This window comes from Arthrobacter sp. ERGS1:01 (assembly GCF_001281315.1).
GTDB lineage: Bacteria > Actinomycetota > Actinomycetes > Actinomycetales > Micrococcaceae > Specibacter.
Map to the genome: position 1 here is coordinate 1,135,035 of NZ_CP012479.1, position 20,309 is coordinate 1,155,343.

At 66.8% G+C, this 20,309-nt stretch carries 23 protein-coding genes, 6 tRNA genes, 1 pseudogene and 2 riboswitches; of the genes and pseudogenes, 16 read left to right on the plus strand and 14 right to left on the minus strand.

Annotated elements, in window-relative coordinates; all coding sequences use genetic code 11:
* Positions 1-3 precede the first annotated feature (3 nt).
* Positions 4-495, minus strand: a complete 492-nt coding sequence (locus AL755_RS08960) for a hypothetical protein (RefSeq protein WP_054010713.1) — start codon at positions 493-495, stop codon at positions 4-6.
* Between the two features lie 122 nt (positions 496-617).
* Between AL755_RS08960 and AL755_RS08965 the strand changes: the two genes are divergently transcribed.
* The gene (locus AL755_RS08965; protein WP_054010714.1) at positions 618-1,835 is read left to right on the plus strand and encodes an alpha/beta hydrolase family protein; all 1,218 of its coding nucleotides are present in this window, start codon (positions 618-620) and stop codon (positions 1,833-1,835) included.
* Positions 1,836-1,845: 10 nt separating this feature from the next.
* On the opposite strand, the gene ybaK is transcribed toward AL755_RS08965, so the two are convergent.
* From ybaK to AL755_RS08980, 3 genes are read right to left on the minus strand one after another with little or no spacing between them, the layout of a single operon-like run.
* Positions 1,846-2,349, minus strand: coding sequence for a Cys-tRNA(Pro) deacylase (ybaK, locus tag AL755_RS08970; RefSeq protein WP_054010715.1), 504 nt, complete (start codon positions 2,347-2,349; stop codon positions 1,846-1,848).
* 21 nt (positions 2,350-2,370) lie between these two features.
* Positions 2,371-2,829, minus strand: a complete 459-nt coding sequence (locus tag AL755_RS08975) for a SufE family protein (protein WP_054010716.1) — start codon at positions 2,827-2,829, stop codon at positions 2,371-2,373.
* Positions 2,830-2,871: 42 nt separating this feature from the next.
* Positions 2,872-3,789: a sulfurtransferase gene (locus AL755_RS08980; RefSeq protein WP_054010717.1), complete on the minus strand. Its 918-nt coding sequence runs from the start codon at positions 3,787-3,789 to the stop codon at positions 2,872-2,874.
* 199 nt (positions 3,790-3,988) lie between these two features.
* Between AL755_RS08980 and zapE the strand changes: the two genes are divergently transcribed.
* Entirely contained in the window at positions 3,989-5,047 is a 1,059-nt protein-coding gene (gene zapE, locus AL755_RS08985; protein WP_054010718.1) for a cell division protein ZapE, read from the plus strand.
* Between the two features lie 87 nt (positions 5,048-5,134).
* Here zapE and AL755_RS08990 read toward each other — a convergent pair whose 3' ends face one another.
* Positions 5,135-5,323, minus strand: a complete 189-nt coding sequence (locus AL755_RS08990) for an antitoxin (RefSeq protein ID WP_054010719.1) — start codon at positions 5,321-5,323, stop codon at positions 5,135-5,137.
* A 121-nt stretch (positions 5,324-5,444) separates the two neighbouring features.
* Positions 5,445-5,506, plus strand: a riboswitch (guanidine-III (ykkC-III) riboswitch).
* A 12-nt stretch (positions 5,507-5,518) separates the two neighbouring features.
* On the opposite strand from AL755_RS08990, the gene AL755_RS08995 reads away from it, so the two are divergent.
* On the plus strand, positions 5,519-5,833 hold the full coding sequence (locus tag AL755_RS08995) for a DMT family transporter (protein WP_054010720.1): 315 nt from the start codon (positions 5,519-5,521) through the stop codon (positions 5,831-5,833).
* Between the two features lie 38 nt (positions 5,834-5,871).
* Here the strand turns inward: AL755_RS08995 and AL755_RS09000 are convergent, their stop codons facing one another.
* The 4 genes from AL755_RS09000 to AL755_RS09015 all read right to left on the minus strand — a co-directional run bounded on the left by AL755_RS09000 (position 5,872) and on the right by AL755_RS09015 (position 8,540).
* A complete protein-coding gene (locus tag AL755_RS09000) occupies positions 5,872-6,282 on the minus strand; it encodes a (R)-mandelonitrile lyase (protein ID WP_054010721.1) in 411 nt (136 codons plus the stop codon).
* Positions 6,283-6,293: 11 nt separating this feature from the next.
* Entirely contained in the window at positions 6,294-7,127 is an 834-nt protein-coding gene (locus AL755_RS09005; RefSeq protein WP_054010722.1) for an SDR family NAD(P)-dependent oxidoreductase, read from the minus strand.
* Between the two features lie 64 nt (positions 7,128-7,191).
* Positions 7,192-8,178, minus strand: a complete 987-nt coding sequence (locus tag AL755_RS09010) for an aldo/keto reductase (protein ID WP_054010723.1) — start codon at positions 8,176-8,178, stop codon at positions 7,192-7,194.
* A gap of 17 nt (positions 8,179-8,195) precedes the next feature.
* Entirely contained in the window at positions 8,196-8,540 is a 345-nt protein-coding gene (locus AL755_RS09015; protein WP_054010724.1) for a carboxymuconolactone decarboxylase family protein, read from the minus strand.
* Positions 8,541-8,679: 139 nt separating this feature from the next.
* On the opposite strand from AL755_RS09015, the gene AL755_RS09020 reads away from it, so the two are divergent.
* The gene (locus AL755_RS09020) at positions 8,680-9,573 is read left to right on the plus strand and encodes a helix-turn-helix transcriptional regulator (RefSeq protein WP_054010725.1); all 894 of its coding nucleotides are present in this window, start codon (positions 8,680-8,682) and stop codon (positions 9,571-9,573) included.
* Between the two features lie 45 nt (positions 9,574-9,618).
* Here the strand turns inward: AL755_RS09020 and AL755_RS09025 are convergent.
* The 5 genes from AL755_RS09025 to AL755_RS09045 all read right to left on the minus strand — a co-directional run bounded on the left by AL755_RS09025 (position 9,619) and on the right by AL755_RS09045 (position 10,182).
* Positions 9,619-9,693 (minus strand) — tRNA-Val (locus tag AL755_RS09025).
* A 73-nt stretch (positions 9,694-9,766) separates the two neighbouring features.
* Positions 9,767-9,839 (minus strand) — tRNA-Gly (locus AL755_RS09030).
* 52 nt (positions 9,840-9,891) lie between these two features.
* Positions 9,892-9,963, minus strand: a tRNA-Val gene (locus tag AL755_RS09035).
* A 48-nt stretch (positions 9,964-10,011) separates the two neighbouring features.
* A tRNA-Cys gene (locus AL755_RS09040) sits at positions 10,012-10,085 on the minus strand.
* 24 nt (positions 10,086-10,109) lie between these two features.
* A tRNA-Gly gene (locus AL755_RS09045) sits at positions 10,110-10,182 on the minus strand.
* A 510-nt stretch (positions 10,183-10,692) separates the two neighbouring features.
* Between AL755_RS09045 and AL755_RS09050 the strand changes: the two genes are divergently transcribed.
* From AL755_RS09050 to ribH, 12 genes and pseudogenes are all read left to right on the plus strand, one after another.
* Positions 10,693-10,764 (plus strand) — tRNA-Val (locus AL755_RS09050).
* Between the two features lie 163 nt (positions 10,765-10,927).
* On the plus strand, positions 10,928-11,770 hold the full coding sequence (locus AL755_RS09055) for a PD-(D/E)XK nuclease family protein (protein WP_054010726.1): 843 nt from the start codon (positions 10,928-10,930) through the stop codon (positions 11,768-11,770).
* An 81-nt stretch (positions 11,771-11,851) separates the two neighbouring features.
* A complete protein-coding gene (gene def / locus AL755_RS09060; protein ID WP_054012965.1) occupies positions 11,852-12,415 on the plus strand; it encodes a peptide deformylase in 564 nt (187 codons plus the stop codon).
* Positions 12,412-13,332, plus strand: coding sequence for a methionyl-tRNA formyltransferase (locus AL755_RS09065; protein ID WP_054010727.1), 921 nt, complete (start codon positions 12,412-12,414; stop codon positions 13,330-13,332). Before def ends, AL755_RS09065 begins: the two co-directional genes overlap by 4 nt.
* On the plus strand, positions 13,329-14,846 hold the full coding sequence (locus AL755_RS09070; RefSeq protein WP_054010728.1) for an RsmB/NOP family class I SAM-dependent RNA methyltransferase: 1,518 nt from the start codon (positions 13,329-13,331) through the stop codon (positions 14,844-14,846). The genes AL755_RS09065 and AL755_RS09070 overlap by 4 nt, the downstream gene beginning before the upstream one ends.
* A 12-nt stretch (positions 14,847-14,858) precedes the next feature.
* A complete protein-coding gene (gene rpe, locus AL755_RS09075; protein ID WP_054010729.1) occupies positions 14,859-15,542 on the plus strand; it encodes a ribulose-phosphate 3-epimerase in 684 nt (227 codons plus the stop codon).
* A 125-nt stretch (positions 15,543-15,667) separates the two neighbouring features.
* Positions 15,668-15,813, plus strand: a riboswitch (FMN riboswitch).
* 123 nt (positions 15,814-15,936) lie between these two features.
* On the plus strand, positions 15,937-16,677 hold the full coding sequence (gene pnuC, locus AL755_RS09080; RefSeq protein WP_054010730.1) for a nicotinamide riboside transporter PnuC: 741 nt from the start codon (positions 15,937-15,939) through the stop codon (positions 16,675-16,677).
* A gap of 8 nt (positions 16,678-16,685) precedes the next feature.
* Positions 16,686-17,786, plus strand: a complete 1,101-nt coding sequence (gene ribD, locus AL755_RS09085; RefSeq protein WP_054010731.1) for a bifunctional diaminohydroxyphosphoribosylaminopyrimidine deaminase/5-amino-6-(5-phosphoribosylamino)uracil reductase RibD — start codon at positions 16,686-16,688, stop codon at positions 17,784-17,786.
* Positions 17,787-17,789: 3 nt separating this feature from the next.
* Positions 17,790-18,455, plus strand: a complete 666-nt coding sequence (locus tag AL755_RS09090; RefSeq protein WP_054010732.1) for a riboflavin synthase — start codon at positions 17,790-17,792, stop codon at positions 18,453-18,455.
* Positions 18,452-19,129 (plus strand): 3,4-dihydroxy-2-butanone-4-phosphate synthase, encoded by a 678-nt coding sequence (gene ribB, locus AL755_RS09095; RefSeq protein WP_054010733.1) that lies wholly within the window; start codon positions 18,452-18,454, stop codon positions 19,127-19,129. Before AL755_RS09090 ends, ribB begins: the two co-directional genes overlap by 4 nt.
* A pseudogene (gene ribA / locus AL755_RS09100) lies at positions 19,122-19,813 on the plus strand (GTP cyclohydrolase II). Before ribB ends, ribA begins: the two are co-directional and overlap by 8 nt.
* Positions 19,810-20,298 carry a 6,7-dimethyl-8-ribityllumazine synthase gene (gene ribH, locus AL755_RS09105; protein ID WP_054010734.1) on the plus strand — a complete coding sequence of 163 codons (489 nt, stop codon included), beginning with the start codon at positions 19,810-19,812 and terminating at the stop codon, positions 20,296-20,298. The pseudogene ribA and the gene ribH overlap by 4 nt, the downstream one beginning before the upstream one ends.
* The last annotated feature ends 11 nt before the right edge of the window (positions 20,299-20,309 follow it).

The window sequence follows — 20,309 nt, forward strand, 5'->3', positions numbered from 1 at the left end:
CGCTTAGGAGTCGCCAATAAATCCCGAACCGGCATACAGATGCAGCACGGGCAGTCCCAGCTTGCGCTGGGCCTGGTTGGCCCAATCCCGCCGGAACGTGTCGGCCACGGCATGCGGGCGGGTGACCACCACAGCCTGCCGGGCGCCGGTCTCGGTGACCTGGGCGACGAGGGAGGCGACGGCGTCGCCGTCGGCAACCCGGCCGGAGGCCTTGGCACCCGCCGCGGCCAGGACCGCGAGGGAGGTGTCAAGGGTTTCCTGGGCGGCCGCGCGCACCGTTGCGGTGTCGGGTTTCTCCCGGAATTCGTGCAGCGCGCCGGGCAGGTCGAGCATGGTCAACTGGTCAATCACGTCCACCAGCAGGTGCCTTTTGGTGTCGGCGGGTACCAGCAGCACCAGCTCCACGTCGTCGTCGGGGCCGTACAGATCGGTGATGTTCTCCGCGTCGACGGCGCTCAGGGGTTCTTCCGTCAGGATGATGATCGAGTCGCTCATGGCACCAGCATAGGCTCACGCACGGCCAAATCCGCCACCATGGCCACATGTTGGGGCGAAAGAAACGCCGCAGCCCCGGTGCGCCGCTCGACGCGCCCCCGGCGGGTGGGCAGAATGGTCCTATGGCATCTTCGGCGCACTCCTCCAACACCTGGCTCAAGTGGGGCCTGCTGGGTGCCGGTGCCGCCGGCGCCGCCGCATTCACGGTAGTCACGGCGACCTCCGCACTGGCCGCCTACTTTGCCCGGCGTGTGGTCACGCCGGAAAAGGCCCGGATAGACGACGTCGCGATCCTCGCCGTGATCCCCAACGGACCCAATCTGCAGGTGGTCCTCGAGGCGACCCCGGACACCATCGTGGAGGGCCGCTACGCGATCTACTTCGACAACGCCCGCGCCCACGCCGTGATCGGGGACATCGTCTCCTATGTTCCCCGCGAGGGAAGCGTCACCCGGGAGGTGCTGGACGTGGTGGGCGGGGACTTGCGCACGGCCACGGCAGGCTGGTGGTCCGGGAGCATCTACGCGCACCCGTCCGAGATGGGCCTCGACTCCGAGGACGTCATCCTGGAGCTGCCCGACGGCCCCGCACCGGCCTGGCTGGTGCCGGCGCCCCATGCCCTGCCCACCTGGGCCATCATGGTGCACGGCCGCGGCGCCACCCGGGCCGAGGGCCTGCGGGCCGTGGCCGCCGCCCAGCGACTGGGCATGAATTCGCTCCTGATCTCCTACCGGAACGACGGCGACGCTCCCGCGGCCGCGGACGGACGCTACGGCCTGGGCGTGACCGAATGGCAGGACGTGGAGGTCGCGATCGATTACGCCGTGGCCCGCGGAGCGAAGGACGTGGTGTTGTTTGGCTTCTCGATGGGCGGGGCCATCTGCCTGCAGGCGGCCGATCTTTCCCGCAGCCGCCGGCACATCCTGGCCATGGTGCTTGACGCGCCCGTCATCAGCTGGGTCAACGTGTTGGCGCACCAGGCGCAGCTGAACAGGATCCCGGATTACATTGGCCGCTACGGCCAGCTCATGCTCAGCCACCGGCTGGGCCGGCGCATCACGGGCCTGGCCGCCCCCGTCAACCTCAAGAGCATGGACTGGGTGACCCGGGCCGTGGAGCTGCGCACGCCCACCCTGGTGCTGCACAGCATCGACGACGACTTCGTCCCCTACGGGCCCACCGCGAAATTGGCAAAACTCAATCCCGAGATGGTCACCTTCGAGCCGTTCAGCAAGGCCCGGCACACCAAGGAATGGAACCTCGACTCGGCACGCTGGGAGAACGTCGTGGAGTCCTGGCTGCGTCCGCGGCTGGGCCGCTACGGCCTGCCGCGGGACTAGCTGCCGGTTGCTAGTTGCCGGGGTTGCCGATCGGCGCCGTCATCGCGCTGGTCAGTGCGATCAGGTCCGCTGGGGCCAGCTCCACGTCGAAGCCGCGGCGTCCGCCGGACACGTAGATGCTGTCAAAACCCAGGGCGGACTCGTCCAGCACGGTGGGGGAGGCCTGGCGCTGGCCCAGCGGTGAGATGCCGCCGAGCACATAGCCCGTGCGCCGTTGCGCCAGGGCGGGATCGGCCATGGCGGCCTTCTTCCTTCCCAGGGCGTGGGCCAGGGCCTTCAGGTCCAGGGTCCCGTTGACGGGCACGACGGCGGCCGCGAGGGTGCCGTCGACGTCGGCCATCAACGTCTTGAACACCCGCCCGGGCGCCACCCCCAAAACCTCCGCCGCCTCCATGCCGTAGCTGGCGGCGGCGGGGTCGTGGGTGTAGGCGTGCGCCGTGAACGGCACGCCGGCCGCGGTCAGGGCCACGGTGGCAGGGGTGCCCGCATGGGCGGGTGCCTTCTTCTTTGCCATGAAACGATTCCGGCGCGCCGGTCAGGCTGCCGGGCGGACGCCGCCGGCGATCTTGCGCTTCACGCGGCCCAGCATGGCCGACATCCCGCGCATGCGCAACGGCGAGATGGCCCGCGTCAGGCCCAGCTGCTCGGGCATGTCGTCGGGCACGGCCAGGATCTCCTCCGCCGTCAGCCCGTCGAGCCCCTCAAAAAGGACCGAGGCGAAGCCGCGGGTCGTGGGCGCCTCGGGGGGTGCCTGGAAGAACAACCGAATGACCTCGCCGTGGTCGGTCATTTCCGATTCAACGGTCAGGAACAGCGGCGACTGGCATTCCACCACCTGTTCGAGCAATTCGGGGTGGGACGTTAAACGTTCCGGCAGCGCCGGCAGGGACCGTGAGAATTCCAGCAGGAGCGTGAGCCGCTCACGCTCCTCAAGTTCCTGGAAATCATTGACGATCTCCGCCAACGCCGGCGGGAGTGCTTGTGAAGTAGTCATCAACTAAAGCGTACGTTTCTTTTGGCTCGGGCGGTGAATCGCTTAGTTGTTTCCGGGCCATTCGCCGCGTTCGGTGCCCTTGACGATCGGGACGCGCACGGCGTTGCCCCATTCGGTCCAGGAGCCGTCGTAGTTGCGCACCGTGTCAAAGCCGAGCAGGTACTTCAGTGCGAACCAGGTGTGGCTGGAACGCTCGCCGATCCGGCAGTAGGCCACCACGTCGTCGCCGGCCTTGAGCCCGGCTTCGCCCAGGTACAGGGCTTCGAGTTCCTCGCGGCTGCGGTAGGTGCCGTCCTCGGCGGCCGCGCGGGCCCACGGGATGGACGCGGCCGTGGGGATGTGGCCGCCGCGCAACGTGCCTTCCTGGGGGTAGGCGGGCATGTGCGTGCGTTCGCCGGAGTATTCCTCGGGGGAGCGGACGTCGATCAGCGGGTTGCTGCCCAAACGTGCCAGGACGTCTTCCTTGTAGGCGCGGATGGGGGCGTCGTTGCGCTCCACCACCGGGTAGCCGGCGGACGGCGTCACGTCGGTGGCGTCGGTCGTCAGTTCGCGGCCCTCGGCGATCCACTTGTCGCGGCCGCCGTCGAGCAGGCGGACGTCCTCGTGGCCGAACAAGGTGAACACCCACAGGGCGTACGCGGCCCACCAGTTGGACTTGTCGCCGTAGACCACGATCGTCGTGTCGCGGGAGATGCCCTTCGCGGCGGCGAGCTTGGCAAAAGCGGCGCCGTCAATGTAGTCCCGGGTGACGTCGTCGTTCAGGTCGGTGTGCCAGTCGATCTTGACGGCGCCGGGGATATGCCCGGTCTCATAGAGCAGCACGTCCTCATCGGATTCCACCACCACCAGGCCGCCGTTGGCCCCGCCGGCCAGTGCGGCGGCAAGCCACTCGGTGGAAACCAGCCGCTCCGGGTGGGCGTAGGCGGAAAACTTCTCATTGCTTTCAACTGCAACAGTCATGGTGTCCCTTTTTTACTCGGTGTGGTGGCGCGGCGAAAGGACGCAGCGCCGGGTCCTCTTCCATCTACACTAACCATCCGGCGGGCCGAATACTTCCGCACGTTAACGTAAGGCAATATCCGAGTGGGTAAACTTGCCAAGGGCCATATTGGGCCGCCGCAACACTTTATTGTTTTCCCCAGATGAATGGACAAGGTCCTTGGTACACGTAGAGCAACTTTCCACCCGCCGCCCGGCCGTGTCGGTGGAGGAACTGCTAAAAGGCTTCGTCCCGTCGCCGCGCTTTGGCGAGGTGTCCTTTGCCAGCTACCGTCCGGACCCGTCCCAACCGTCCCAGGCCGAGGCCGTGCGGGTTTTGTCGGAGTTCGGGAGCACGGTGGCCGGCAAACCGGCGTCGGGGCTGCGCAAGTTCTTTGGCGGCAAGGCAAAGAAGACGGACTCGCGGGCCGGGATCTACCTCGACGGCGGCTTTGGCGTGGGCAAGACCCACCTGCTGTCCTCGCTGTGGCACCAGGTGGAGGGGCCCAAGGCCATCGGCACCTTTGTGGAGTACACGAACTTGGTGGGCGCGTTGTCGTTCCGCAAGACCGTGGAGGCCTTGAGCAGCTACAAGCTGGTGTGCATCGACGAGTTTGAGCTCGATGATCCGGGGGACACCGTGCTGATGTCCCGGCTCATGCGTGAACTGGCCGACGCCGGCGTGAAGCTCGCAGCCACGTCCAACACCCTGCCCGGCGCCCTGGGTGACGGCCGCTTTGCCGCCGTCGACTTCCAACGGGAAATCCAGGTGCTGGCGGACCAGTTCGAGATCCTGCACATCGACGGCGAGGACTTCCGCCACCGCGGACTGCCCACCCCGCCCCAGCCGTTGGCCAACAGCGACCTCGACGCCGCCATGCGCCGCGAGTTCGGTGAGAAGACCGTTGCCGTGGACGACTTTGCCACCCTCGTGGACCACCTTGCCGGGGTCCATCCCTCCCGTTACCGGCAGTTGCTGGACGGGGTCGACGCCGTGGTGTGGCGCGACGTGCACACCATCACCGAACAATCCGTGGCGCTGCGCTTCGTGGTGCTGGCCGACCGCCTGTACGACAAGGACGTGCCGATCCTGGCCAGCGGCGCCCCGCTGGATCAGCTGTTCACCCCGGAGATGATGACCGGCGGCTACCAGAAGAAGTACTTCCGTGCCGTGTCCCGCCTGACCGCACTGGCCCGCGAGGCCCAGGAGGCCGCGGCAGTGCCGGCGCCTGTCGCTTAAGCCGTTAAATGCCAAGAAGCGTCGGTTCCGTCTCTCGACGGTACCGACGCCCCTATTGACGCCATAATCTAAGGGCGAAGGGCGAGCCTACTTGTTCCCGGCACCATCGACAAAGTCGGATGCTGCCTTCTGGACGCCGTCGACTTGATCCTTGAACTTGTCACCGGTCTTGCCGTCGACAAAGTCGCCGGCCTTCTCAATGCCGTCCTTGATCGCGTCTTCCTTGCCGCTGATAAGTCCCTCGGCCTTGCCCTTGATATCGTCAAAAATAGACAACAGGCACCTCCCTTCGCTCGGGGGCTATTGGCGCCCCAACTTCTTCCAGCCTAATCGGCGCTCTGAAGTTGTCAATGGGCCGAAAGGAATTTTGCCGGGACATTCGTGCGTGCGAATATGGAATGAGCCGCTAGGCACCCGGACGAGGTGCGCCGTACCCGGCCAGCGACAAGACGGCGCCATGGAGGAATTGTCATGGCATGGATCGTCTTAATTATCTCGGGAATGCTTGAAGCCGTGTGGGCCACCGCCCTCGGCAAGAGCGAGGGTTTCAGCAAGCTGGCCCCCACCATCACCTTCGCAGTGGCGATCATCGCCAGCATGGCCGGACTGGCCTGGGCCATGCGCACGCTGCCCACGGGAACCTCCTACGCCGTCTGGGTGGGGATTGGCGCCGCCCTCACCGTCGGCTACGCGATGGCCACCGGATCCGAGGCCGTCTCCGTGGTGAAGGTATTGCTGCTGCTGGGCTTGGTCTCCTGCATCGTGGGACTCAAGCTCGCGCACTAAGGGAAGGTCCCGGCGTCGTACTCGGCTCTTTTGCCGGGTTACCGGCGGGTTCGCGGAGCACCGTAGTGTTCGTCGGCGACCTCTTCGAGCCAGGTGGTTTCCGGTGCACCGGTGCCATCGCTTTCCCAGATGGCGAGGTGTTCCATGAACCGGTCCTCGGCGGCGCCGTGCCAGTGTTCCTCACCGGGAGGGCACGTTACGGTGTCGCCGGGGTGGGCCTCGAAGACCACACCGTCACGGGTACCGACCAGGGCAATTCCGGCAACAACGTGCAGGGTTTGTCCCAGGACGTGGTGGTGCCAGAAGGTGTGGGCGCCGGGGGCGAAGCGGACCATGTTCGTGCGCGTTCTGGAGGGTTCCTTGCCGGAGTATATGACGTCGTACCAGACGTCGCCGGTGAACTGTGCTGCCGGTCCCTTGCCTGTCGGGACTGTGGTGGTGAATTCCATGAGGGGTCTCCCTAGTTGTTGAAATTGAGGTCAAAGCCGAGTGCGCGGGAGTCTTCGGCCTGTTGGCTGATCTCCCGGCCCTTGGCGATGATGGCCGGGATGGCATCGGCGCCGGCGACGAACCGCAACGGCGGCTCGTCCAGTCCAATGACCTGGATCAGTGCCTTCGCCAGCTTGGCCGGATCGCCGGCCTGCCGTCCGTTCATCGACTGCCAGCCGGCCTTGGTCTCGGAGGTGCGGGCGGCGTAGTCCGCAATGGAGGTGTCGGCCCAGGTGGTCGAGGCCTCCTCGAGGAGTTCGGTGCGGAAGAATCCGGGTTCGACGATCGTGGTCGTGATGCCGAACGGTTCCAGGTCGAAGCGGAGGGATTCCATCCACCCTTCAACACCGAACTTGCTGCTCGCATAGGCCGCGCAGAACTCCTGGCCGATCATCCCCGCCGTCGAGGAGATGGTGAGGACATGGCCGGATCGTTGCCGGCGCATTTGAGGCAGGACGGCGCGGGTGACGTTCATCGGGCCAAACAAGTTCGTCTCAAGTTGCCGGCGCATGGCCTCCGGCGAGATTTCCTCGAAGAAGCCGGCCTGGAACGTGGAGGCGTTGTTGACGAGCACGTCGATCCTCCCGAATTTGGCCACCGCGGCGGCCGTGACGGTTTCGGCGTCGTCGGGGTTGGTGATGTCCAGGGCGGCGACCAGGAGGTTCCCACTCTCGCCCAGCAGCTCGCTGATCTTCCCGGGCCGGCGGCCGGTGGCAATGACCCGGTGGCCGGCGTCGAGCGCCTGTCGGGCGATGGCGGGGCCGAGCCCGCGCCCTGCCCCGGTGATGAAAATGACCTTGCTCATGATGGCGATGTGCTCGTTTCTTCGTGAGGTGGTGTGTCCGTGGGTGGATCGTCGCCGTGCCGGATCAGCGGCCGACGAATCCCATCTGGGCCTCGTTGTACCGGTCGCCGAAGACGCCGATCCGGTTCGCGATCGTGTTGAGGTCGGCGAGCTCGTCGGCCGAGAGCGGCACGGAGGTTGCCGCGGCATTCTCCTCCACGCGGGAGCGTCGCCGGGTACCGGGGATGGGGGCGATCCACGGTTGTTGGGCCAGGAGCCAGGCCAGGGCGATTTGCCCGGAGGTTGCGTTCTTCGCCGCCGCGAGCCGGGCCACATGGTCCACGAGCGCCTGGTTGGCCGCACGGTTTTCGGAAGTGAAGCGTGGAATGGTGGCCCGGATGTCGCCGTCCGTGAACGCGGTGGTCGGGTTGACGGTTCCGGTGAGGAATCCCTTGCCGAGGGGACTGAAGGGGACGAACCCGATCCCCAGCTCGGCCAGGGTGGGCAGCACCTCCCGTTCGGGGTCCCGCGTCCACAGCGAGTATTCGCTCTGGACGGCGGTGACGGGAAAGACGGCGTGTGCCTTGCGGATGGTCCCGGCCGCCGCTTCGGACAGGCCAAAGTGGCGCACCTTGCCGGCCTGGACGAGTTCGCCGACGGCTCCGGCCACCTCTTCAATGGGGACGTTGGGATCGACCCGGTGCTGGTAGAAGAGGTCGATTGAGTCGACGCCCAGGCGCCGGAGGGATTCCTCGGCGACCGTCTTGATGCGGGCCGGTGAGCTGTCCAGACCGAGCGATGTGCCGTTGCGGATGTCCCAGCCGAACTTGGTTGCGATCACCACCTCCTCACGAACAGGGCGGAGCGCTTCGCCCACAAGCTCCTCGTTGACGAAGGGGCCGTACACCTCCGCGGTGTCGAAGAAGGTGATGCCAGCCTCGACGGCGCCGCGCAGGACGCCGATCATGGCTCGGCGGTCGCCCGGGTTGGGGCCATAACTTTGGGACATGCCCATGCAGCCGAGCCCGATCGCTGAGACGTGCAGGCCCTGTCCGAGGGTTCGTGTGTGCATCGCGGTGGTCCCTTCTTCTAGGTGTCTTGCCGGGTAGGGGAGAACACGCGTTTTGCCACGGTCATGGCGGACATGGCCTTCGGCCATCCTGTGTAGAAGGCCAGATGGGTGATCGCTTCGATCAATTCGTTCTCGGTCACGCCGTTGTCCCGGGCGAAGGAGAAATGGAAGGAAAGTTGCTCGGTATTGCCACCTGCGACGAGTGCGCTCACGGTGACCAGGCTGCGATCGCGCTTGGAGAGTTCGGGGCGTTCCCAGACTTCATCAAAAAGCACTTCATCGGTGTAGTGGACCAGAGCTGGTGCGAAATCGCCAAACGCTTGCCGGCCTCCGGTCCATTTATTGCCTGCGTTGTCCGTCACGGGTGTCTCCCTTGCTTGAGGTGTCCGGTTTGTCTCGATTCCTCCAGTCAACGCTGTTTCCCATGGGCGGGGGAGTCCCTGATGAGACGTGTACTGTCAGGGCACCCCTTCCGGCTGCGTTGGCGCTTACCGTTGAGGAGTGGAGAATCAATCGGAGGTTCGCGAATTCCTGACATCGCGGCGGGCACGCATCAGTCCCGAACAGGCGGGACTTCCCTCCGGCGGCAGCCACCGGCGGGTCGCCGGATTGCGCCGGGCCGAGGTCGCGATGCTGGCCGACCTCAGCGTGGAGTACTACGCCAAGCTGGAGCGCGGCAATATCGCGGGGGCGTCGGCCGGAGTCCTGGAAGCCATTGCCGGTGCGCTCCAACTCGATGACGCCGAGCGGGCGCACCTGGGCGATCTCGCCCGTGCCGCCGCGTCCCCGGGCCCCAAACTCCAGCGGCGGGCCGCCAAAAAGCACGCGCCCATTCGGCGGGGCCTGCAACTGGCCCTGGATACCATCACCGCCGGGCCGGCCTTTGTACGCAACGGCCGCATGGACATCCTGGCCACCAATGCCCTGGGCAGGGCGTTCTACGAGGATGTGTTCGCGGCTCCCGGCCTCGGAAACCTTGCCCGGTTCAACTTCCTCGACCTGGAACGGTCCCAGATCTTCTACCCCGACTGGGACGGGGCCGCGGATGTCTCGGTTGCCATCCTCCGCACCGAGGCCGGACGCAACCCGTACGACAAGGGACTTGCGGACCTCATCGGGGAACTGTCCACCCGCAGCGATGATTTTAGGACGCGGTGGGGTGCCCACAATGTGCGTCGGCACGGTACCGGGGTCAAGAATTTCCACCACGCGATCGTCGGCGACCTCACCTTGGCCTATGAGGGACTCGAGCTGACCACCGAACCCGACTTGTCCTTCCTCATCTACGCGGCGGAACCGGGGTCGCCATCGCAGGAACGCCTGCGCCTCCTGGCCGGTTGGGCCGCCGAGCAACCGGGCGGCGAGGAGGCGGCTTCCAAGGCTTGGGCCAAATGAAGGAAGTTAAAGCAAAAGGCACCCCGTGAGGGGTGCCTTTTTGTGTGGTGGGCGATACTGGGATCGAACCAGTGACCTCTTCCGTGTCAGGGAAGCGCGCTACCGCTGCGCCAATCGCCCATCTGGGCTGGAAATTGATATAGAACTGCCGGAATCCATGAAGGGATTCCGGCAGTTCCATAACATGCATCCGAGCGGTTGACGAGATTCGAACTCGCGACATCCACCTTGGCAAGGTGGTGCTCTACCAGCTGAGCTACAACCGCATTTCCTACTACTTTCGCTGACTTTCATCAGCTAGATGGACAAGTCCATCCGTGGGCGATACTGGGATCGAACCAGTGACCTCTTCCGTGTCAGGGAAGCGCGCTACCGCTGCGCCAATCGCCCAAATGCATCCCGCTGTACTATACAGCAAAATCACTTGGTTCAGCCAAATGGAGGTGGGAACGGGATTCGAACCCGTGTACACGGCTTTGCAGGCCGTTGCCTCGCCTCTCGGCCACCCCACCGTGAAAACTGAACGGTGTCATGCGAGCGGTTGACGAGATTCGAACTCGCGACATCCACCTTGGCAAGGTGGTGCTCTACCAGCTGAGCTACAACCGCATGAGCTACATTTTCCTACCGTTTGCGTTTCCGCTTCGGTAGTCCGTGTTGCTGCGGTGAAAACATTACCCGAGCTTTTTCCCAAACACCAAATCGAGGCTCGGGTGCGGCGTGCCCGGCTTGGTACCGGCGGCGAAAATCCTTGAATTGGCGGGGTTTTTGGGCCGTGGCTTCGAATTACAGCCATGTGATTCCGGGGCCGTTTTGGCCCGTTTTGACCACTTTTGCCAAAAAGTACTTGTGAGGCCCTCGTCACATTCGGGCCCTTTTGTGGGGTCTTCCGTGGATTTCCGGCATCGTTCACGGAGTTGCTTGCGGTGGCGTCCGGCCGGCACTGCTTTCGTTGCGCCCCTGACCGTGCGTTGCCTGGGGCGGGTGACTGTCGTTGGAGCAATGGGGTGCGCCTGCGCCGAATTGGGGTCGATTATGAACATGGAAAAGTTTGGGCTATTGTTTTGAGCGCACCAAGGAATGATCGTTGATCCGCCCGCGGGTCTTTGAACATGATTTGGGCGATTGGCGCAGTGGTAGCGCGTTCCGTTCACACCGGAGAGGTCACTGGTTCGAACCCAGTATCGCCCACATATTAAAGGAGCCCTTCCGGACGGCAGAAATGCTGGTCGGGAGGGCTTTTTTGTATGCCCGGACGCCGCACGTGCCCGCCTCCGCCCTCCATCGTGGCGGTTATCCACATGGACGCCGCCGGCGGCTGTGCGGTGTCGGCGGGTAATGAAATAGTGGAACCATGAGTTCACCGGCATTGGCACACAGCACAGATCTGGGGCGCATGTACGCCCGTTCCCTGACGGATCCGCCCAAGGTTCCCTCCATCACCACCGTCATTGGCCAACAGGCCACCAGCCTCGACGGCTGGATCGGTTACATGGCTGCCACCGCCGTCTCCAAACACCCGGATCTGGCCTCCGCCGTCGGCAATCCCGGCCAGCTGCGCACCGTGGTCCGCGACAGCTCCAACGCGGCGGAACAATACCGCGACGCCGCGGCCGCCCGCGGGGACCGGGTGCACCACTACTGCGAGCAGGTGGCGCTGCGGGTCCTTGACCGGCCCCACCTGGTGGAGGAAGCTCGCGATGCCCTGGCCGGACGCGGTGAGGAAAAGTTCGCCGACCGCTTTGATGCCTGGTGGGAGGAGTACAAGGTCCAGCCGCTGGCACCGGAGATCACGGTGTGGAACGAATCCGTTGGCTACGCCGGCACCCTTGACCTGGTGGCGACCATCGGCGGGAAGCTGTGCATCATCGACTACAAGACCAAGGGCACCGACAGGAACGGCCAGGTCAAGAGCCTCGACGCGAAGGTGGTCATGCAGCTGGTGGCCGGCATGAAGGCCGAGGAATCCATTGTGGATGAGGCCGCCGGTACGTGGGAGGCCTGGAAGTACGGGCAGGATCCCATCCTGCTCGGCGTTGCCATCGGTGAGACGGAGGTCCGCACGTTGCGCGCCAACCCGGCCGTGCTCAAGGAACACTGGTTCAAGTTCGCTTCCCTGCGCCGCGTATGGCAGACAACGCAGGATGCGGCGGCGGCCGGGGCCCCCTTGCTGCCGATCGCTCCTCCCGCCGGCTGACAAACGCCAACTAGACTTACTTCCTACGCAAGTTCCGCTCCGCGCCTGGAACGCAACCATTATCAAAGTGAGGTGCCCACCATGGCCATCCTGAGCATTCGCATCATTGGCGACCCCGTCCTGCGCACCACGGCGGAGGAGGTGACCGAGTTTGGCCCGGAGCTGGCCAAGTTGATCGATGACATGGCCGAGACCATGGAAGACGTCCGCGGCGCCGGCCTGGCGGCACCCCAGATCGGCGTGAACAAGCGGATCTTCACGTATTCCGTGGACGGGGAGTCCGGACACGTGATCAACCCCGTGATCGCAGCCAGCGACGATTTCCAGCCCGACGAGCCCGAGGGCTGCCTGTCCGTGCCCGGGCTGGGCTTCAGCGTCCGCCGGCACCGCTGGGTCCGCCTGACCGGCGTGGACAAGGAAGGCAACCCCCTCGACCTGGAGGCCACGGGCCTGCTCGCCAAGTGCTTCCAGCACGAAACCGACCACCTCAACGGGAAGCTTTACGTCGACAGGCTCGACGGTGACGACCGCAAGACCGCCCTGCGCGCCATCCGCACGGCCAACTACCATGACGTGACGGTCGAAACCGTGACCAAACGCGCCCGCACCGTGGGCTCCGCCTTTGGTGCCGGAGCCGCCCAATGAGGGTGCTTTTTGCCGGCACGCCCGCCGTCGCCCTGCCCTCCCTTGAGGCGCTGCTGGCGGCCGGCCACGAAATCGTCGCCGTCCTGACCCGCCCGGATGCGCCGCTGGGCCGCAAACGCGTCCTCACGCCGTCACCCGTCGCGGCACGCGCCGAGGAGCTGGGCCTGCCCGTCATCAAGGCCGACAAAGTGGACGCCGCAGCAGCCGAAGCCATTGCCGCGGCCGCACCCGACATTGCCGCGATCGTCGCCTATGGCGCCCTGGTGCCCGAAAAGGCGCTGTCGATTCCGACCCACGGTTGGATCAATCTGCACTTCTCCCTCCTGCCGGCGTGGCGCGGGGCTGCCCCGGTCCAGCATGCCGTCATCAACGGCGACGCGGTGACCGGCGCCTCCGCGTTCCAGCTGGAAAAGGGGCTCGATACTGGGCCCGTGTACGGCACCATGACGGAGTCGGTCCGGCCGTCGGATACCAGCACCGAACTGTTGGAGCGGCTCTCGCACAGCGGAGCCGTGCTGCTCGCCCAAATCCTTGACGGAATCGGCGCGGGCCGCCTGGCCGGTGTGCCGCAGCGCGGCGAGATCTCCCTGGCACCCAAACTGACCCTGGAGGACGGCCACGTGCGGTGGGCCGACCCCGCCCTGGCCATCGACCGCCGGGTCCGCGGGGTCACCACCGAGCCCGGCGCCTGGACCATGCTGGCCGGCCAGCGCTTCAAGCTCGGCCCCGTGGCGCTGCGCCCCGACATCACCGATCTAGGACCGGCACAACTGCGCATTGAGGCGAAGTCCGTGCTGGTCGGCACCGGATCGCACGCCGTCGAACTGGTCATGGTGCAGCCGTCCGGCAAAAAACTTATGCAGGCAACCGACTGGGCCCGAGGCCTGGCAAACAAGGAAGATGTGGTGTTTGAATGACCAGCAACCAAGGCGGCGGCGTCCGACGCCGTGACGACGCCGGCCGGGAGCGCAACCGCAGCACCGGTCGCAACCGCACCGCCGCCGCGCCCGCAGCGCGCACCCGCGCCGCCGACCCCGCCCGGCTGGTGGCCTTTGAGGTGCTCCGTGCCGTCTCCGGCGACGACGCCTACGCCAACCTGGTGTTGCCGGCCCGTATCCGCAACCACCGGCTGGACCGCCGCGACGCCGGCTTCGCCACGGAACTGGCCTACGGGGCACTGCGCGCGCAGGGTACCTACGACGCCATCCTGGCCCGCTGCGTGGACCGCCCGCTGACTGAGTTGGACCCGGCCATCCTGGACGCCCTGCGCCTGGGCGTCCACCAGCTGCTCGCCATGCGGGTCCCGGCCCATGCGGCCCTGGACCAGACCGTGGGCCTGGCTCGCGCCGTCATCGGTGCCGGCCCGTCGGCACTCATCAACGCCGTGCTGCGCAAGGTGGCCGCCAAGGAATTGTCCGAATGGGTGGCGGAATTGACCGCCGGCCTGGACGACGACGTCAAAATCGCCTCCCTGGAACACTCCCACCCCGAGTGGATTGTCCGCGCCCTGCGCCAGGCCCTCGTGGCCCACGGCCGTGACGTCAGCGAGATTACCGCACTCCTGGAGGCCGACAACGCCGCCCCCGTGGTGAACCTGGTGGCCCTGCCCGGCCTGGGTGACCTCTCCGAGGCGTACGACGCCGGATTCACCCCCGGCGACCTTGTCATCGACTCGGCATTGTCCTCCGGTGGCGACCTGGGCCGGCTGGCCGGCGTCCGCGAAGGCACGGTGCGCGTCCAGGACGTCGGCTCCCAGCTGGTGGCCCGTGCCCTGGCCGCGGCCGAAGTGAAGAGCGAACTGGCCGACGGCGAGGAGCGCTGGCTTGACCTGTGCGCCGGCCCCGGCGGCAAGGCGGCCCTGCTGGCGGCCCTCGCCGCGGAAAAGGGTGCCTGGATCCTGGCCAACGAGCCCACCCCGCACCGGGCCAAGCTCGTCGCCCAGGCCATGTCCGCCGTCCCCGAGGACACCTGGACGGTGCGCACCGGCGACGGCCGTGACGTGGGCGTTGACCACCCGGCGTCCTTTGACAGGATCCTCGTGGACGCCCCCTGCACCGGCCTGGGCGCGCTGCGCCGCCGGCCGGAATCGCGCTGGCGCCGCAAGCTCTCCGACGTCTCCGAGCTGGGCCCGCTGCAGCGTGAACTGCTCAACTCCGCGCTGTCCGCCGTCAAGCCCGGCGGCGTCGTGGCCTATGTGACGTGTTCGCCGCACGCGGCCGAGACCATCGCCGTCGTCGAGGATGCCATGCGCAACCGCGACGACCTGGAACTGCTCGATGCCGGCGCGGCGCTGGACGACGTCAGCCTCTCCCGCAACCTCGGTGCCGGCAACCCGGACTCCACCCAGCCGACCAACCGCATGACGGCCCAGCTGTGGCCGCACCTGCACCAGACCGACGCCATGTTCCTGGCGCTGATCCGCAAACGCTAGAAAGGCCCGCCCATGTCTGCAACACCCCTGAAGTGCTGTATCAATCCCAGTATCCTGTCCGCTGATTTTGTGAATCTTGAGGCGGAGCTGGCCCGGATCGCCAACGCCGATGCCGTGCATGTGGATGTCATGGACAACCATTTCGTGTCGAATCTGACCATTGGTTTGCCGGTGGTGGAGCGGTTGCAGGCGGTCAGTCCGGTGCCGTTGGATGCGCACCTGATGATTGCCGAGGTTGACCGGTGGGCGCCGGCCTATGCCGATGCGGGGTTGGCGTCGGTGACGTTCCATGTGGAGGCGTCCAATGCGCCGATCAAGCTGGCCCGGGAGTTGCGGGCCCGGGGGGCGAAGGCGGGGATGGCGTTGCGTCCGGCGACCCCGGTGGAACCGTACCTGGACATGCTGAGCGAACTGGACATGTTGTTGATCATGACGGTGGAGCCCGGTTTTGGCGGGCAGTCGTTCCTGGATGTGACGTTGCCCAAGATCCGCCGGGCCCGGGCCGCGATCGAGGGCTCCGGGGTGAATGTGGCGATCCAGGTCGACGGCGGCATCACGGAGGAGACCATTTCCCGGGCCGCGGAGGCCGGCGCCAACGTCTTCGTGGCCGGCTCCGCCGTCTACGGGAAGGCCTCACCCGAGGAAGCCATCGAAAACCTCCGCGCAAAGGGCCAGCTCGCGTTCGGCCGGAACTAGATATTCGCGGTGCAGGCGGCGCGGGAATGAAACCGTCCCCGCGCCGGTTGCACGGAACGTAAAGAATGAATGAACGGCACCGTCAAGGTGCCATAATGTAAGGGATGTCCGCACTTGCGGGCGTCTACGTGCTCCGGGGTCGGTGTAATTCCGAACCGGCGGTTATAGTCCGCGACCCGTGCGCAGCCTCTTGGCAACAATGAGGCGGCGCATGGTTGATCTGGTGAAATTCCGGAACCGACAGTTAAAGTCTGGATGGGAGAAGCACGAACAGTCTTGGCCGCCAGGTCAGGGGTGTGGCAGCGCCATTGTCTGTGGCCGCGCCAACCCCTCCGGGCGCCAAAGCTGTACGTTACCCCCGGAGCCATCGCGGTTCGAAAGGGTATAGGTAACGATGGACTTTCTGCGGTGGCTCTTTGACGCCAAGCTTGAATTCGCCGGTGGCGGCTTCCTGCTTTGGCGAGAAGTCATAGGCAATCTTTTTGGGCTCGCCAGCGCCCTCGGCGGCATGCGCCGTAAAATCTGGGCCTGGCCCGTCGGCATCGTCGGCAACGCGCTCCTCTTCACGGTCTTCATGGGCTCCGTCTTCGGCTCGCCCGTCTACGCGAACCTGCTGGGCCAGGCGGGGCGCCAAATCATGTTCATCGCGGTCTCCGTCTACGGCTGGTACCGCTGGCAACAGGGCCGCAAGGGCGCCGTGGACGACGCCGGCGCATCCGCAAGTGCGGCCGTCGCCCCCCGCTGGGCCGGCGCCAAAGCCCGGCTGCTGCTGGTGGTGGCCATGGTGGCCGGCACCGCGGTGCTGACCCCGATCTTCCGGGCCCTTGGCTCCTACGAGCCGGTCTGGGCCGACGCCTGGATCTTCATGGGCTCCCTGCTGGCCACCTACGGCATGGCCAAGGGATGGGTTGAATTCTGGCTGATCTGGGTGGCGGTGGACATCGTGGGCGTGCCGCTGCTGTTCAGCGCAGGCTATTTCGCGTCCGCTTTCATGTACATTTTCTACGGCGCCTTCACCCTGGCTGGATTCTTTGTCTGGTGGCGGGTGCGCCACCAGGCCGACGCCGTGAGGGTGGAGACAACGTTCCCCGACATCACGGTGGGCACCAACAACCGGAACGGGGCGCTTTCATGAACGCCGGAATGGATCGCAGCGTGGACACCACCGAATTCAGCAACGCGGAGATCGTCGGCATGGAAACGGCCCTGGCCGCCGCCCGGCAGGGTGTCCGCGGCTCCAACCCGCTGGTGGGCGCCGTCATCCTCGACGCCGACGGAACCGTGCTCGCCATTGGCCGGCACCGGGGCGCGGGCACCCCGCACGCCGAGGCCGATGCCATCAACGCGTTGTTGCAGGGCAAGCGGCGCGACCTCTCCGCCGCCACGATCATCGTCACCCTGGAGCCGTGCAACCACCAGGGCCTGACGGGTCCGTGCACGCAGGCCATCCTCGACGCCGGCATCGGGAACCTGATCTACGCCGTGGCCGATCCGCACGTGCCGGCCGCCGGGGGCGCGGCCCGGTTGCGCCGCGAAGGCATCAACGTCCGCTCCGGCCTCATGGGGGCCGGCGCCGCCGATTTGAACCGGCAGTGGTTTGCCGCGGTCCGGGAAGGCCGGCCGTTCGTGACGGCGCGGCTGGCCCAGACCGTGGACAGCCGGATCGCCGCCGCCGACGGCAGCAGCCAGTGGATCACCTCGGTGCAATCCCGCCAGGACTCGCACAACATTCGGGCCCGGGCCGACGCGATCGTCGTCGGAACCGGCACCGTGATCGCCGACAACCCCCGGCTGACGGCCCGGGCGGCCGACGGCACCGAGGCCGACCACCAGCCGCTGCGCGTGGTCATGGGATTGCGCGAGGTCGCCGGGGACGCCGCCGTGCGCCACCAGGGCGGCCCGGGCTTCGTGCAGCTGCACACCCACGATCCCGCCGTCGTCCTGGCGGAACTGCACCAGCGCGGCGTCGGCCACCTCATGATCGAGGGCGGCTCCAAGATCAGCGCCGCGTTCCTGGCCGCCGGACTCGTCGACGAACTCATCGTCTACCTGGCGCCCACGCTGCTCGGCTCCGGCACCCCCGCGCTGAACGACCTCGGCATCGGCACCCTCGCCCAGGCCCAGCAATGGGAATGGGACGCCACCACCACCGGACCCGTCGAACGGCTGGGCCCGGACCTCAAACTCACCCTCATGCCGGCAAGGACGCCGGACACCGAGCAGCTTCCTGCGGAAGGACACTAAGACATGTTTACCGGAATCATCGAAGGCCGCGGCACCGTCGAGCGCATCGACCACGCCCCCGGAACCGACAGCGCCACCCTGGTGCTGTCCACGGGCGACGGCACGCTCACCGAAGGACTCGGCCTGGGCGGTTCGATCGCCGTCAACGGCGTCTGCCTCACGGCCACAAGGCTCGACGGCGGCACCGTGGAGGTCGACGTCATGGGCGAAACCCTCCAGCGGACCACCACGGGCTCGCTGCAGCCCGGCGCAGCCGTCAACTTGGAACGCTGTGTTCCCGCCGGCGGACGCCTCGACGGCCACGTGGTCCAGGGCCACGTGGACGGCGTCGGCGAACTGCTCGAACGCGAAAACCAGGGCAACTGGGACCGGCTGCGCTTCTCCGTCCCCAACCGGCTCTCCCGCTACATTGCGGAAAAGGGCTCCATTGCCGTCGACGGCGTCTCCCTGACCGTCACGGCAGTCAGCGCGCCCAGCGAGCCGCAGCAATGGTTCGAGGTGGGGCTCATCCCCGTCACCCTGACGGCCACCGGCCTGGGCGAGAAGCCCGCCGGCGGGCAGGTCAACCTCGAGGTCGACGTGCTTGCCAAATACGCCGAGCGGCTGCTCCAATTCGCCGTCCCCGCCGCCACATCCTCCACGGCCGTACCGGAAGGGGAACTCGCATGAGCGCCACCACCAACCCCGAAACCCTGCTCGATCCCGTGGCCACCGCCATAGCGGCCATTGCTCGCGGCGAGGCCGTCCTGGTCGTCGACGACGAGAACCGGGAAAACGAGGGCGACATCATCTTTGCCGCCCAACACAGCACCCCGGAGCTCATGGGCTGGACCATCCGGCACAGCTCCGGCGTCATCTGCGTGCCCATGGAGGACAGCCGCGCCGACGCCCTCCAGCTTCCGCCCATGGTGGCTAACAACGAGGACGCCAAGGGCACCGCCTACACGGTCAGCTGCGACGCCGCCCACGGGGTCTCCACCGGCATCAGCGCCACCGACAGGTCCCTGACCGCCACGGTCCTGGCCGATCCCGCGTCGCTGCCCACGGCCGTCACCCGGCCCGGCCACATGTTCCCGCTGCGCGCCGTCGCCGGGGGAGTGCGGCAACGGCCCGGCCACACCGAGGCGTCCGTGGAACTGTGCCGGCTGGCGGGCTGCGAGCCCGTGGGCATCATCGCCGAAGTGGTCGACGACGCCGGCCAAATGGTCCGGCTCGCCGGCCTGCGCGACTTTGCCGACGCCCACGGGCTGGTGCTGATCTCCATCGCCGACCTCGTGGCGCACCTCGACGCCGCCCCCTCCGAAGTGGGCGCGGCACCCGCGGCGGGGGCCGGCCATGAGTAAGGCGCCCGCACCCGCGGCAAGAAACGACGCAATTGTTACGGGCGGGCCCGTCGTGACCTTGCCCACACCGTACGGCACGTTCCGGGCCCAGGCCTGGATCGATTCGGCCACCGGGCCGAACACCTGAGCCTGAGCGCGGACGCCGGTGGCGCCGATGCCGAAATAGCCGCCGGCCCACTGGTGCGCCTGCACTCGGAATGCCTCACGGGCGACGTCTTCGGCTCCTACCGCTGCGACTGCGGCGAACAGCTCGCGTTCGCGCTGGAGATGATCCACCGCGACGGCGGCACGCTGATCTACCTGCGCGGACATGAAGGCCGGGGGATCGGGCTGGCGAACAAGATGCGCGCCTACAGCCTCCAGGAGGCGGGCGCCGACACCGTGGAGGCCAACGAACAGCTGGGCCTGCCCGTGGACAGCCGCGACTACGCGGCCGCCGCCGGGATCCTGCACGCCCTCGGCCTCGAACACATCCGGCTGCTCAGCAACAACCCGCTGAAATCGGCCGACCTTTCCCGGCACGGCATCACCGTCACCGAGACGGTCGCCACCGAGGTCCCGGCCCGCGCCGAAAACCTCCGCTACCTGCAAACCAAGCGGGACCGGATGCACCACTCCCTTGAAGTAAGCGCAGAAGTCAACACCGCAACACCCAACCACCAACCGGAAGGACCCACAGCATGAGCGGCCACGGAGCACCCACGATCGGATTTACCGGCGACGACAAGACCCGCACGGCAGGGCTGAAACTGGCCATCATCGCCGCCAGCTGGCACACCGAGATCATGGACGGATTGCTGGCCGGTGCGCTGCGCGGCGCGGCCGACGCCGGAATCGAGAACCCCACGGTCATCCGCGTCCCCGGCAGTTTTGAACTGACCGTCGCCGCGGCCCGCCTGGCCCCCAGCTTCGACGCCGTCGTCGCCCTCGGCGTGGTGATCCGCGGCGGCACCCCCCACTTCGAGTACGTCTGCGAGGCCGCCACCATGGGCCTGACCGACGTCAGCGTCCGCACCGGCGTCCCGGTCGGCTTCGGCGTGCTGACCTGCGACACCGAACAGCAGGGCCTGGACCGGGCCGGCCTGCCCGGCTCATCCGAGGACAAGGGCCACGAGGCCACGACGGCGGCCCTGGCCACCGCAATGACCCTCGCCAACCTGGGCGTGTAAGCAGGTCTCGG

Coding starts and splice junctions, on each gene's coding strand:
- AL755_RS08960 (WP_054010713.1), bottom strand. CDS start 495: ATGAGCGACTCGATCATCATCCTGACGGAAGAACCCCTGAGCGCCGTC.
- AL755_RS08965 (WP_054010714.1), top strand. CDS start 618: ATGGCATCTTCGGCGCACTCCTCCAACACCTGGCTCAAGTGGGGCCTG.
- ybaK (WP_054010715.1), bottom strand. CDS start 2,349: ATGGCAAAGAAGAAGGCACCCGCCCATGCGGGCACCCCTGCCACCGTG.
- AL755_RS08975 (WP_054010716.1), bottom strand. CDS start 2,829: ATGACTACTTCACAAGCACTCCCGCCGGCGTTGGCGGAGATCGTCAAT.
- AL755_RS08980 (WP_054010717.1), bottom strand. CDS start 3,789: ATGACTGTTGCAGTTGAAAGCAATGAGAAGTTTTCCGCCTACGCCCAC.
- AL755_RS08995 (WP_054010720.1), top strand. CDS start 5,519: ATGGCATGGATCGTCTTAATTATCTCGGGAATGCTTGAAGCCGTGTGG.
- AL755_RS09000 (WP_054010721.1), bottom strand. CDS start 6,282: ATGGAATTCACCACCACAGTCCCGACAGGCAAGGGACCGGCAGCACAG.
- AL755_RS09005 (WP_054010722.1), bottom strand. CDS start 7,127: ATGAGCAAGGTCATTTTCATCACCGGGGCAGGGCGCGGGCTCGGCCCC.
- AL755_RS09010 (WP_054010723.1), bottom strand. CDS start 8,178: ATGCACACACGAACCCTCGGACAGGGCCTGCACGTCTCAGCGATCGGG.
- AL755_RS09055 (WP_054010726.1), top strand. CDS start 10,928: ATGAGTTCACCGGCATTGGCACACAGCACAGATCTGGGGCGCATGTAC.
- def (WP_054012965.1), top strand. CDS start 11,852: ATGGCCATCCTGAGCATTCGCATCATTGGCGACCCCGTCCTGCGCACC.
- AL755_RS09065 (WP_054010727.1), top strand. CDS start 12,412: ATGAGGGTGCTTTTTGCCGGCACGCCCGCCGTCGCCCTGCCCTCCCTT.
- AL755_RS09070 (WP_054010728.1), top strand. CDS start 13,329: ATGACCAGCAACCAAGGCGGCGGCGTCCGACGCCGTGACGACGCCGGC.
- rpe (WP_054010729.1), top strand. CDS start 14,859: ATGTCTGCAACACCCCTGAAGTGCTGTATCAATCCCAGTATCCTGTCC.
- pnuC (WP_054010730.1), top strand. CDS start 15,937: ATGGACTTTCTGCGGTGGCTCTTTGACGCCAAGCTTGAATTCGCCGGT.
- ribD (WP_054010731.1), top strand. CDS start 16,686: ATGGATCGCAGCGTGGACACCACCGAATTCAGCAACGCGGAGATCGTC.
- AL755_RS09090 (WP_054010732.1), top strand. CDS start 17,790: ATGTTTACCGGAATCATCGAAGGCCGCGGCACCGTCGAGCGCATCGAC.
- ribB (WP_054010733.1), top strand. CDS start 18,452: ATGAGCGCCACCACCAACCCCGAAACCCTGCTCGATCCCGTGGCCACC.
- ribH (WP_054010734.1), top strand. CDS start 19,810: ATGAGCGGCCACGGAGCACCCACGATCGGATTTACCGGCGACGACAAG.